Origin of the sequence: Catenulispora pinistramenti (genome assembly GCF_018274385.1) — a bacterium.
GTDB classification, from domain to species: Bacteria; Actinomycetota; Actinomycetes; order Streptomycetales; family Catenulisporaceae; genus Catenulispora; species Catenulispora pinistramenti.
Map to the genome: position 1 here is coordinate 1 of NZ_JAAFYZ010000275.1, position 12325 is coordinate 12325.

Annotated in this window: 12 protein-coding genes; 7 read left to right on the plus strand and 5 right to left on the minus strand. The window is 68.8% G+C overall.

Features of this window, described 5'->3' with window-relative positions:
• Positions 1–544: 544 nt before the first annotated feature.
• From KGQ19_RS43130 to sdhC, 5 genes are all read right to left on the minus strand, one after another.
• Positions 545–1180, minus strand: coding sequence for an SSI family serine proteinase inhibitor (locus KGQ19_RS43130; protein ID WP_212020451.1), 636 nt, complete (start codon positions 1178–1180; stop codon positions 545–547).
• Positions 1181–1317: 137 nt separating this feature from the next.
• Complete coding sequence (locus KGQ19_RS43135; protein WP_194898202.1) at positions 1318–2091, minus strand: succinate dehydrogenase iron-sulfur subunit; 774 nt, start codon at positions 2089–2091, stop codon at positions 1318–1320.
• Entirely contained in the window at positions 2091–3854 is a 1764-nt protein-coding gene (gene sdhA / locus KGQ19_RS43140; protein WP_212020453.1) for a succinate dehydrogenase flavoprotein subunit, read from the minus strand. Before sdhA ends, KGQ19_RS43135 begins: the two co-directional genes overlap by 1 nt.
• Before the next feature lie 8 nt (positions 3855–3862).
• Positions 3863–4312: a succinate dehydrogenase hydrophobic membrane anchor subunit gene (locus tag KGQ19_RS43145; protein ID WP_194926872.1), complete on the minus strand. Its 450-nt coding sequence runs from the start codon at positions 4310–4312 to the stop codon at positions 3863–3865.
• A gap of 7 nt (positions 4313–4319) precedes the next feature.
• Entirely contained in the window at positions 4320–4718 is a 399-nt protein-coding gene (gene sdhC, locus KGQ19_RS43150) for a succinate dehydrogenase, cytochrome b556 subunit (protein ID WP_212020455.1), read from the minus strand.
• A 358-nt stretch (positions 4719–5076) separates the two neighbouring features.
• Here sdhC and KGQ19_RS43155 point away from each other — a divergent pair, with 358 nt between their 5' ends.
• The 7 genes from KGQ19_RS43155 (at position 5077) to KGQ19_RS43185 (ending at position 12195) form a co-directional block, all read left to right on the plus strand.
• On the plus strand, positions 5077–6327 hold the full coding sequence (locus KGQ19_RS43155; protein WP_212020457.1) for a cytochrome P450: 1251 nt from the start codon (positions 5077–5079) through the stop codon (positions 6325–6327).
• 133 nt (positions 6328–6460) lie between these two features.
• Positions 6461–6772, plus strand: a complete 312-nt coding sequence (locus KGQ19_RS43160) for a hypothetical protein (protein ID WP_212020459.1) — start codon at positions 6461–6463, stop codon at positions 6770–6772.
• Positions 6769–8244: a WXG100 family type VII secretion target gene (locus tag KGQ19_RS43165; protein WP_212020461.1), complete on the plus strand. Its 1476-nt coding sequence runs from the start codon at positions 6769–6771 to the stop codon at positions 8242–8244. The genes KGQ19_RS43160 and KGQ19_RS43165 overlap by 4 nt, the downstream gene beginning before the upstream one ends.
• A gap of 149 nt (positions 8245–8393) precedes the next feature.
• Positions 8394–9176, plus strand: a complete 783-nt coding sequence (locus KGQ19_RS43170) for a hypothetical protein (RefSeq protein ID WP_212020463.1) — start codon at positions 8394–8396, stop codon at positions 9174–9176.
• Positions 9177–9235: 59 nt separating this feature from the next.
• Complete coding sequence (locus KGQ19_RS43175) at positions 9236–9841, plus strand: hypothetical protein (RefSeq protein ID WP_212020465.1); 606 nt, start codon at positions 9236–9238, stop codon at positions 9839–9841.
• On the plus strand, positions 9838–10437 hold the full coding sequence (locus KGQ19_RS43180; protein ID WP_212020467.1) for a hypothetical protein: 600 nt from the start codon (positions 9838–9840) through the stop codon (positions 10435–10437). Before KGQ19_RS43175 ends, KGQ19_RS43180 begins: the two co-directional genes overlap by 4 nt.
• A 174-nt stretch (positions 10438–10611) precedes the next feature.
• Positions 10612–12195 (plus strand): acyl-CoA mutase large subunit family protein, encoded by a 1584-nt coding sequence (locus tag KGQ19_RS43185; RefSeq protein WP_212020469.1) that lies wholly within the window; start codon positions 10612–10614, stop codon positions 12193–12195.
• The last annotated feature ends 130 nt before the right edge of the window (positions 12196–12325 follow it).

The window sequence follows — 12325 nt, forward strand, 5'->3', positions numbered from 1 at the left end:
CCGCCGCCTACCTGCATGTCCGCCGCGCGCGGACTTTACCCCCGGACACCGGTGCTGTACCCCCCGGGCTGACGACGCGACCGAGGGGAACGGACCGCACCACCCCACAAACCGCCGCCGCTGAGACTCACCCAGCCACCCGAGGGAACCGCGCTAGTTTCCCTGAGGTTGCCGAGGCCCGCCGGAGGCCCGGCCCTTCATCACAGCTCTTGACCTTGACCTTGACCTTCAGCTCTTGATCTTGCCTGTGCCGTTGATCTTGCTCTTGATCTGGCCTGTGTCCTTGCTCTGACTTGCTGGAGTTGAAGAGGCCTGAGGTGGGGCGGGGTTGTGAACACGGAAACCGGCAGCCGACAAACACACCCACCACCCCGAACCCCGAACCAGCACAACTATGACCGAAGGCGTAAAAAGCATTTAAGGCCCAAAAGCTAACTGCAACCCGGGCCGCAAACCCCAGCCCCCCAGAAGACCCGCACCCCGAATCACCCGCAACTGTCATCACCGTCGCCGCTGCCCCCCCGGCAACAGCCGACCGCCAGCCTCAGAACGCGAACACATCCCCCGTCGTCCTAACCAGCACCCCGCTGTTCGAGTACTGGTGGCTCCAAGCGACCTTCGCACCCTCCCAAGTCCCGGCCGCCTGCACAGCCACCGGCGCCACGAACGACGGTGCCATCCAGGTCGGGTGGACGGCCAGCGCGTCGAAGTCGCCGTTGACCTCGGCCAGCTCCGCGCAGGCCGAGGTGGGGTCCTTCACGCCGCCGACTCCGTGGATCACCGGGGCTGCGCTGCCGGAGGTGGTGGAGGTGCACAGCAGGTAGCCGGTGTGGGTCTGGCCGGTCGTGGTGTCCACGCGCTTCAGGTGTAGGCCGCCGAGCAGGTGGATGGCGAAGCCGCCCGGGTTCAGCGTGCCGGGCGCGGGGGCTGGGGTCATCGGCGCCGGGATCATCTGCGAGGGAGCCATCGGCGCCGGGATCATCGGGGAGGGGATCATCGGGACCGAGATCGGGGACGTGGACACGGTCGTGGCGGCCTGCGCGGCGGCCGTCCCGGCGACGAGTGCGGCCCCGGCCAGGAGCGTGGTGACGGCGACGGCGACAGTGACAGTCGCGGCGGCGGCGGCGGCGGTGGCAGTAGCGGCAGCGGCATTGGTTGTAGCAGCGGCGAGTCGGCGCATCGTGGGTTCCTTCGAGGCAGGTGCCGTCGGCCGTGGCTCGGCCGACGTGGAGCACTGCCCAGCGTGCCTCGCGTGGTGCCCGCAAAAGGGGAAGACCCGCCGGAATCACTCCCAGCGGGTCTTCGGGGGAAATCGGGTCAGATCACTCGGCGGGTGATCAGGGCCCGCTTCACCTCGGCGATGGCCTGGGTGATCTGGATTCCGCGGGGGCAGGCCTCGGTGCAGTTGAAGGTGGTGCGGCAGCGCCAGACGCCTTCGCGGTCGTTCAGGATCTCCAGTCGCTCGTTGGCCCCGTCGTCGCGGGAGTCGAAGATGAAGCGGTGGGCGTTGACGATCGCCGCCGGGCCGAAGTACTGGCCGTCGGCCCAGAACACCGGGCAGGAGGTGGTGCAGGCCGCGCACAGGATGCACTTGGTGGTGTCGTCGAAGCGGTCGCGGTCCTTTTGGGACTGGATGCGCTCGCGGGTGGGTTCGTTGCCGTGGGCTATGAGGAAGGGCTTGACGTCGCGGTAGGCCTGGAAGAAGGGCTCCATGTCGACCACGAGGTCCTTCAGGACCGGCAGGCCCTGGATCGGTTCGACGGTGATCGGCTTGGTCGGGTTCAGGTCCTTCACCAGGGCCTTGCACGCCAGCCGGTTCTTGCCGTTGATCCGCATCGCGTCCGAGCCGCAGACGCCGTGGGCGCAGGAGCGGCGGAAGGTCAGGGAGCCGTCCTGTTCCCACTTGATTTTGTGGAGTGAGTCCAGGATGCGGGCCGTCGGGTCGGCGGTGACCTGGTAGTCCACCCAGTGCGGGGCGGCGTCGACCTCGGGGTTGTAGCGCCGGATGCGGACCGTGATGGTCATCATCTCGATGCCGGCCTTGCCGGAGGCCGACGTCTCTACGTGCTCTTGCACGGTGGCGGTGCTCATCAGTACTTACGCTCCGTCGGCTGGTAGCGGGTCACGATGACGGGCTTGTAGTCCAGGCGGATCTTGTATCCGCCCTCGCCGTCCTTCTCCCGGTAGGCCATCGTGTGCTTCTGCCAGTTCACGTCGTCCCGCGTCGGGTAGTCCTCGCGGGCCTGGGCGCCGCGGGACTCGGTGCGGTTGCGGGCGCCGAGGACCAGGATCTCGGCCAGGTCCAGCAGGAAGCCCAGCTCCACGGCCTCCAGCAGGTCGGTGTTGAAGCGCCGGCCCTTGTCCTGGACCGCGACGTCGCGGTAGCGGCGTTGCAGTTCCTTGACGTCCTTCTCGGCCTGGGCCAGTGTCTCGTCGTTGCGGTACACGCCGGCGTTGGAGTCCATCGTGGCCTGCAGTTCCGAGCGGATCTGCGCCACCCGCTCGTGGCCGGTGGAGTTGCGCAGCCCCTCCACCATCGACACCACGGCCTGCTCCGGCTCGGCCGGCAGCGGCTTGAGCTCGGCGCCGACGGTGTACTCGGCGGCGTTGATGCCGGCCCGGCGGCCGAAGACGTTGATGTCCAGCAGCGAGTTGGTGCCCAGCCGGTTGGAGCCGTGGACCGACACGCAGGCCACCTCGCCGGCCGCGTACATGCCCTTGACGACGGTGTCGTTGTCGGCCAGCACCTCGCCGAGGACGTTGGTCGGCACGCCGCCCATCGCGTAGTGCGCGGTCGGGTACACCGGGACCAGCTCCGTGGTCGGCTCCACGCCGAGGTAGGTGCGGGCGAACTCGGTGATGTCCGGCAGCTTCTCCTCGATCTGCGCGGCCGGCAAGTGCGTCAGGTCCAGGTAGACGTAGTCCTTGTTGGGACCCGCGCCGCGGCCGTCGCGGACCTCCAGGACCATGGAGCGCGCGACGATGTCCCGCGGTGCCAGGTCCTTGATGGTCGGGGCGTAGCGCTCCATGAACCGCTCGCCGTCGGCGTTGCGCAGGATGCCGCCCTCGCCGCGGGCGCCCTCGGTGAGCAGGATGCCCAGGCCGGCCAGGCCGGTCGGGTGGAACTGGTAGAACTCCATGTCCTCCAGCGGCAGCCCGCGGCGCCACGTGATGCCCATGCCGTCGCCGGTCAGGGTGTGGGCGTTCGAGGTGGTCTTGAAGACCTTGCCGAAGCCGCCGGTGGCCAGGATCACGGCCTTGCCGCGGAAGATGTGGATCTCGCCGGTGGCCAGTTCCAGCGCCACCACGCCGGCGGCGTACTTGGTGCCGTCCGCCTCTTCGTGCAGCAGCAGGTCCAGGACGTAGAACTCGTTGTAGAACTCGACTTCCTGCTTGACGCAGTTCTGATACAGCGTCTGCAGGATCATGTGCCCGGTGCGGTCGGCGGCGAAGCAGGACCGGTGCACCGGCGCCTTGCCGTGCTCCTTGGTGTGGCCGCCGAAGCGCCGCTGGTCGATCTTGCCCTCGGGGGTCCGGGAGAAGGGCAGGCCCATCTTCTCCAGGTCCAGGACGGCGTCGATGGCCTCCTTGCACATGATCTCGGCGGCGTCCTGGTCGACCAGGTAGTCGCCGCCCTTCACCGTGTCATAGGTGTGCCATTCCCAGTTGTCGTCCTCGACGTTGGCCAGCGCGGCGCACATGCCGCCCTGCGCCGCGCCGGTGTGCGAGCGCGTCGGGTACAGCTTCGTCAGCACCGCCGTGCGGCTGCGCTTGGAGGACTCCAGCGCCGCGCGCATGCCCGCGCCGCCGGCGCCGACGATGATGGTGTCGTAAGTGTGGATCTGGGGTGCCATGCGCTCGCCTAGCCCTTGATACTCGGGTCGAACGTGAAGATGACCAGGGTGCCGAGCGCGACCGTCAGCACGGCGGCCGTGTACAGCAGGCCCTTGAGGATCGCCCGGGTGCGGTCCTTGTCGGCGTAGTCGTTGATGACGGTGCGCATGCCGTTGGTGCCGTGGATCATCGCCAGCCACAGCTGCATCAGGTCCCAGAACTGCCACCACGGGGAGGCCCAGCGGCCGGCCACGAAGGCGAAGCCGATCTTCTCCACGCCGCCGTCGGTGACCATCATGATGAACAGGTGGCCCAGGACCAGGAAGACCAGCAGGACCCCGGAGGCCCGCATGAACAGCCAGGAGTAGAGCTCGAAGTTGCCCCGGGTGACCTTGCCCGGGCCCTTGCGGCTGCGGTAGCGCTGGGAGCGGCCGGGGTTGCCGGTCCGCGGCGGTTCCAAAGAGACGTGCGTGCTCATCAGCCGGTCACCACCCGAACCACTCGTGGAAGGTGTGCTGCATCATCGGCTCCAGGAAGCCGAGCATCAGCACCGCCCACAGACCGACGACCACCCAGAGCAGCTGGCGCTGGTACTTCGGGCCCTTGCTCCAGAAGTCGATCGCGATGATCCGCAGACCGTTGAAAGCGTGGAACATGACGGCGCCGACCAGGCCCACCTCGAGGAGGTTCACCACCGGGTTCTTGTACGTGCCGATGACCTGGTTGTACGTGTGCGGACTGACGCGGACCAGCGCCGTGTCGAGCACGTGTGCGAACAGGAAGAAGAACAGGAGGACGCCGGTGACGCGTTGCGCGACCCAGCTCCACATGCCTTCCCGGCCGCGGTAGAGGGTGCCTTTAGCACCCTGAGCTCCGCTTGCCATGCCCAGCCTCTCAGGTGAAGTTGCTGACGAGACGGCTACCGTTACCGTGCGCAGCAGTCATGGAGTGCGGACAGGCTTCGATGCCAGCGGTCATGCTAACGATCATCAAGTGGACAAAACGGACTCGCAAGCCGAGTGTGACCAACCCCTCAGGGCCTGGACTCCATTAGAGGAGGGTTAGGCCTTGTGAGGGATTTGCCAACGACTTCGTTGGCTTAAATACGTCGCGAATGGCGCAGGTTGGCCGTGGTAACGGGTACAGGTCCGATGGGTATTGCGAAAACTAGAACACGTTATTACCGTGCCCTTCGACCGGTATCTGACAACCCGTCAGAATCCTCGGCTGGGAGGCGCCCGCATGTCTGTCCCGACCAAGCCCGCGATCCCGGCCGCCCGGGACTTCACCGACCCCGACCTGTACGAGGAGCGGATGCCGTTCGAGGAGTTCGCCGAGTTGCGGCGCACCTCGCGGCTGTGGTGGTGCGCCACCCCGGACTCCCGGCAGCCGTTCGGCGACGACGGGTACTGGGTGGCCTCGCGCCACGCCGACGTCAAGTACGTCTCCACCCACCCGGAGCTGTTCGGCTCCTCGCCGAACACCGCGCTGGTGCGCTTCGGCCCCAACGTGACGCGCGACGACCTCGACATGCAGAAGGTCATCATGCTGAACGCCGACGCCCCGGACCACACCAAGATGCGGAACATCGTGCAGCGCGGGTTCACCCCGCGCTCGATCAACGCGCTGGAGTCGGTGCTGAAGGAGCGCACGCGGCGGATCGTCTCGGAGGCGGTGCAGCGCGGAAGCGGGAACTTCGTCACGGACCTGGCCGGCGAGCTGCCGCTGCAGGCGATCGCCGACCTGATCGGCGTCCCGCAGGAGGACCGCTGGAAGCTGTTCGAGTGGTCGAACACGATGACCGGCTACGACGATCCGGACCTGAACGTCAGCGAGGAGGACGGCAAGAACGCCTCCATCGAACTGCTGGTGTACGCGATGGAGCTGGCGGCGAAGCGGCACGAGCACCCCGAGGACGACATCGTCACCAAGCTCATCCAGGCCGACCGCGGCGACGGCTTCGGCAAGCTGAACGACGACGAGTTCGGCTTCTTCGTGGTGATGCTGGTGGTGGCCGGCAACGAGACCACGCGCAACGCTATTACGCACGGCATGCAGGCCTTCTTCGACAACCCCGCGCAGTGGGAGCTCTATAAGAAGGAGCGGCCCAAGACCGCCGCGGACGAGATCGTCCGCTGGGCGACGCCGATCATCTCCTTCCAGCGCACCGCGCTGGCCGACACCTCGGTCGGCGACGTCGAGGTCGCGGCCGGGCAGCGGGTGGTGATGCTGTACTCGTCCGCGAACTACGACGAGACCGTGATCGGCGACCCGCACACCTTCGACATCTCCCGCGACCCCAACCCGCACCTGGGCTTCGGCGGCGGCGGGCCGCACTACTGTCTGGGCGCCAACCTGGCGAAGATGGAGATCAACCTGATGTTCGAGGCGCTGGCCGAGCTGGCGCCCGGGCTGGGGTCGGACGGCCCGGCCCGGCGGCTGCGGTCGGCCTGGATCAACGGGATCAAGTCTTTGCCGGTGCGGTACGCCTGAGGCCCGCACCGACGCCCTGGACCGCTTGATCTGCCGGTCGGGTATTCGAGGATCTGTCGAACAGCTTGCAGCCTCCTTCCGTTCCTGGCAGGCTGCGCGTCTGAATAAAGGCCTACGGATACAGGGGACGGGGATGGCCGATCACATAAAGATCGATACCCACATGCTCGCCGATATGGGGACAGCGCTGGGGAAACTGCGCGACGACTTCAACAACGCGAGCAACATCGTCGACGGCGTCGGCGGTGACATGGGCTCCGGCGACGTGGCGGACGCCCTGCACGACTTCGCGTCGGACTGGTCGAAGAAGAAGGCCAACGTCGTCGGCGAGCTGGACAAGCTGTCGAAGGGCGCCACGGGGGCGGCGCAGGCCTGGGACGGCACCGACGCCAAGCTGGCCGACGTCATCACCAAGGCGATGTCCAGCGGGGGTGGCAAGGGATGAGCGGCCACGACTGGCAGACCTTCGACTGGCAGGGCGCCCGCTACAACCAGGGCGACCTGATCCCCGGCGACCCCACGCAGGTGGCGAGCCTGGGCCGGCAGCTGCGCCAGGCCGCCGACATGATCACGCAGCAGGTGAACAACCTGCGCGGCCTGATCGACGGCCACGGCTTCGACTCCGACTCCGGGCGGGCCTTCCAGGAACAGATCGGCGACGCCGCCGACAACCTGTCGAAGGTCTACAACCGTTATGACGAGGCGGCCAAGGCGCTGGGCACCACGGTCCGCGCCTCCAGCGCCAAGAGCGACATGAACTGGGGCAGCGGCACCGAGTGGGCCTCCACTTTGGAGCTGGCCCAGGTGAAGGTCGTGGACGCGCTGAACCGCGGCAAGACCGCGGACTCGGAGTCCAGCAACGCCCAGAAGCAGATCACCACCGCGAACCAGGCGGCAGCGGCGAACCCGCACCCGGCGCCGGCGGGCCAGCCGGACCCGGCGATGACCAAGCTGACCGGCCAGAAGCAGCAGGCGGACTCCGACGTGTCGCAGGCCGGGCGCGACATCGACTCCGCGATCAGCCTGCGCGACGCCGAGGGCAAGGCGGTCGCCTCGGCGATCCGCCACGTGATCGACCACGACGGTCTGAAGGACCCCTCGGGCTTCTGGAACTTCGTCGGCGACGTGATCGCCGAGGTCGGGCACATCGCCGGCGCGATCTCCGCGGTGTGCGGCGTGCTGGCCCTGATCTGCTCGTTCATCCCGGGCCTGCAGGCGCTGGGCCTGCTGCTGGGAACGATCTCGCTGATAACCGGCTTGGTGGCACTGGGGTGTGACACCATCTCGGCCTTGGACGGCAAGGGAACCTGGCTGGACGTCGGCATCGACGCCCTGGGCTGCCTGTCCTTCGGCGCCGGCCGGGTGCTGGGCGAAGGCGCCAAGGGCGCCGAGGTGCTGGCCAAGGGGGCCGAGGCCGCCGACACGCTGAAGGACGCCCGCGCCCTGGCCTCGGCCGGCGCCGACTTCTCCGACGCCTGGGACATGTCCTCCTCGCTGCGCGGCGGCATGAAGCTGATGGACGGGATGGACGCGATCAAGGCGGCCAAGAACTTCACCCCGACCGGCCTGGGCGACGTGGCGAAGCTGTGGACCGGCGTCCGGCAGGGCGCCAGCGGTCTGGAGGTCGTCAACGCCCTGAAGGGCGCCGCCGACTCGCCGTTCGCGATGAAGGCCTGGGGCTCGGCCGTGCCGTGGCTGGCCAGCCAGACCATCCCGCTGGGCCTGGGCACCGTCAACCTGGCGAACTCCAGCGGCTGGGGCTGGGACAACAACAACTTCCTGTCGCCGATCACCGGGCAGGCCTGGTTCGACGGTGCCAAGAACCACTCGGCGTGGGGCTCGAACGGGATCCCCGGGCTGAACTGGAGCTGGGAGTCCAACGGCGGCTGGCACGCCGACGCGCTGGCCGACGGCTGAGTCCGCACCGGGAGAACATGGCCGGCCATCGCCGGGGTCCGCGGTAGCAGAGGGACCTGTCGGCGGTGGCCGGCGACCATTCGGTTCAGGCTGTTCCGGGCGGCGAGGATCGACGTATCATCGCCGCGAGGCCGGTCCGACTAGGGAAGATGAGCGAGCAGAGCATGGGCGAGAAGCCGAACCAGCGCCCCAGCCCCGACGAGTACGACGCCATGCTGGCCGAGATCTCCGAGCACCTGGAGGAGGTCGCGGAGCGCGGCGGACCGGTGGGTCCCGGGGGGAACGCGTACCGGCTCTCGGGCGGAGACGGCCCCGGCGGGGCGAGCGGGGGCGCGGTCGCCAGTCACTGGACCCGGGTGGGCCTGCTGCTGCTCGTGGATCTCGCCCTCGCCGCGGTGCTGGGCATCTACGTCAACTTCGTGGTGGCGTTGTTCGTCGGGCTCGTGCTCACCGGCCTGCTGATCTCCTTCGCGACCCAGGGCGGGTACCGCAAGGGCCTCGGGTACGACAAGGCGGCCGACATCCCGCTGGGCGTCGGGGCGATGCTGGCGGTCCTGGCGCTGGCCTATTTCGCGCCGATCTTCTACCTGTCGTCGGCCGGCAAGGAGGGCGTGACCACGGACGTCCTGGTCACCGCGGGCAGCCGTGATTCGGCCTCGTGCCAGGCGGTGCTGCCGAACGGGAAGACCGCCAAGGTCACGTGCCTGAACCCGGGCGACCGGAACCGGCTCTCGCCCGGGCACTACCGCGTGGTCTACGACCCGGACGGCCACACCCGGGCCTGGGCCGGCACGAAGTCCGACCTGCCGGTGGCGCTCGGCGGCGGGCTGGTCGTCGGCGGACTGGTGGTCTGCGGGGTGGGCGCGGGCCTGGGGGTCTGGCGCGCGGCGCGCGGCAAGAACGGCTGGCGGCCCGGCCCCGCAGCGCACTGAGGTACCGATGGGCGCGCCTGAGACGCCCTTGATCTTGTGACATCGGAAAGGAACATTTCGTGACCGAGGACGCCACGGGGGCGGCGCAGCAGCCGGTCCCGCGCGACTACCGGCTGGCGACGCCCGAGGGCTGGAACCGGATCGTCCTGGAGCCGGCGAAGCTGGACGGCCAGATCGACCGCATCGTCTCGCAGGTGACCCGCGGCAAGGACGACGTCCCGCACCTGAAGCAGCAGCTCGCCGAGGCGCTCAAGGCGCAGGCGCTCCAGGCCTGGGGCAACGGCGGGATGGAGCTCTACCTGTCGATGCAGCAGGTCGGGGAGGTCATGCTGTCCGGCTCCCTGCTGACCACGTACGTGCCGCCCAAGGACGGCCCACTGCCGACCCTGGTCGAGCACGGCACCTCGCTGGCCAAGCAGGGCGAGGACGTGTCCATGGTGGACCTGGCCGTCGGTCCGGCGCTGCGGCACCGCTACCGCGAACTGCCCGACCCGGCGAACCAGTACGGCAACTCCCTGCCGATCACGCACCTGGACTACCACCTCGAGGTGCCCAACAGTCAGGCGCAGATCATCCTGTCGTTCAGCACCCCGCTGGAGCCGCTGGCCAACCAGATGGTGACGCTCTTCGACACCATCACCGCGACCATCCAGTGGCTGGTGTGAGCGCGATGACGGAGCTGAACGTCACCGTCGGCGTCCCGGCCGGCGCCATACCCCTGCCGATCAACGAGACCGGCGACATGACGGCGTGGGCGGAGTCGGTGGCCCGCTCCCGGCTGCCGGTGGACGCCCCGCAGGCGCAGCTCGCGGACTTCGCGCGGATGCTTCTGGCGTGCACGGCCGAGTCCCGGGCCCGCGGCCCCAAGATCATGGCCATGGCGTTCTGCCCGGACCCGAGCGCGGGCGAGCTGGCCCGGATCGAGGTCAGCGACATGGCGCCGAGCGCGCAGTGGCCCGACCTGAACCTGAAGCAGCTCGGCGAGTTCTTCGCCGGACCGCTGCACCCGCATGCGCTGCTGCCGCCGGAGACGACGTCGCTGGAACTGCCGGCGGGCCCCGCGGTGCGGGTCCGGCAGCAGTTCCTCACCCAGCTGGACGAGGACCAGGTCGGGCGGGTCATGGAGACGATCGTGTACGCGATCCGGCCGCCGGAGACCTCGGCGGCGGTGGTGCTGACCGTTTCCTGGCAGGCGTTGTACTACGGCCGGGCGCTGACGGAGTTGGCGGAGAAGCTGGCGCAGACGGTGCAGTTGGGCTGAGGGGCTTTCCCGCCCGCTGATTCTTTCGCCTCCGGTCCGGGCCGGTCCGATGGTGGCTTCTGCCCGCAGCGCATACCCTGCGGGCAGAAGGCCACGGATCCGACGCGTCACCAACCGGGGCACCTCCTGCCGCGAGCCCGTCGCCGTGCCGCCGTCGCCGGAAGGAGCCCGAAGGTGTCATCGCTGAGCGAGTCCGGCCTGCCGCTGGAGCCTGTGTACGGACCGGCCGCGCTGGCCGGCTGGGACCCGGCGGCCAAGCTGGGGGAACCGGGCGCGTTCCCGTTCACCCGCGGCGTGTACCCGACCATGTACACCGGCCGGCCGTGGACCATGCGCCAGTACGCCGGCTTCGGCACCGCCGCCGAGTCCAACCGGCGCTACCACCAGCTGATCGACGCCGGCACCATGGGCCTGTCGGTGGCCTTCGACCTGCCCACGCAGATGGGCTACGACTCCGACGAGCCGATCGCGGCCGGCGAGGTGGGCAAGGTCGGCGTGGCCGTCGACTCGGTCGAGGACATGCGGGTGCTGTTCGAGGGGATCCCGCTGGGCGAGGTGTCGACGTCGATGACGATCAACGCCCCGGGCTCGGTCCTGCTGCTGATGTACCAGCTGGTCGGCGAGGAACAGGGCGTCCCGGCGAACCGGCTGACCGGCACCATCCAGAACGACATCTTGAAGGAGTACATCGCGCGCGGGACGTACATCTTCCCGCCGAAGCCCTCGCTGCGCCTGGTGTCGAACGTCTTCCAGTACTGCCACCGCGAGATCCCCAAGTGGAACACCATCTCCATCAGCGGCTACCACATGGCCGAGGCCGGAGCCACGCCCGCGCAGGAGATCGCCTTCACCCTCGCCAACGGCATCGAATACGTCCGCGCCGCCGTCGCTTCCGGCCTCGAAGTCGACGACTTCGCCCCGCGCCTGTCGTTCTTCTTCGTCGCCCGCACCACCCTCCTGGAGGAGATCGCGAAGTTCCGCGCGGCCCGCCGCATCTGGGCCCGCGTGATGCGCGACGAATTCGGCGCCCGGAACCCCAAATCGCAGATGCTCCGCTTCCACACCCAGACCGCCGGCGTCCAGCTCACCGCCCAACAGCCGGAGGTCAACCTGGTCCGCGTGGCCCTGCAAGGCCTCGGCGCGGTCCTCGGCGGCACCCAGTCGCTGCACACCAACTCCTTCGACGAGGCCATCGCCCTCCCGACCGAGAAGGCAGCCCGCCTGGCCCTGCGCACGCAACAGGTGATCGCCTACGAATCCGACGTCACCAGAACCGTCGACCCCCTGGCCGGCAGCTACGCGATCGAGAGCATGACCGACGACCTCGAAACCGCCGCGCTGGAACTGATGGCCCGCGTCGAGGACTACGGCGGCGCGGTCGCGGGGATCGAGGCCGGGTTCCAGAAGCGCGAGATCGAGCAGTCGGCGTACCAGATCACGCAGGAGATCGACGGCGGCCGACGCACGGTGGTCGGCGTCAACAAGTACACGATCGACATCGAAGAGCCCTACGAACCGCTGCGCGTGGACCCCGCGATCGAAGCACAGCAAGCGGAGCGCCTGGCGCGGCTGCGCGCTTCGCGGGACGCGGCGCCGGTGACGAAGGCGCTGGACGCGATGCGGCGCGCGGCGGAGACGGACACGGAGAACGTGCTGTACCCGATGCGGGAGGCGCTGGCCGCCCGGGCTACGGGCGGCGAGGTGAGCCGTGCGCTGCGGGAGGTTTGGGGGACCTATGTGCCGGCGGATGCTTTCTGAGCGCTTCGCGTGAAGGTCCCGGTCGATGACCGGGACCTTCACTCTTGGGCGCGGGCAACCCCCGCCCGCGATCCTGTGCTCTAGGTAGGGCGGAAGGGGGTCGCGATGCGACGAGGGGCGATCGCGGGGG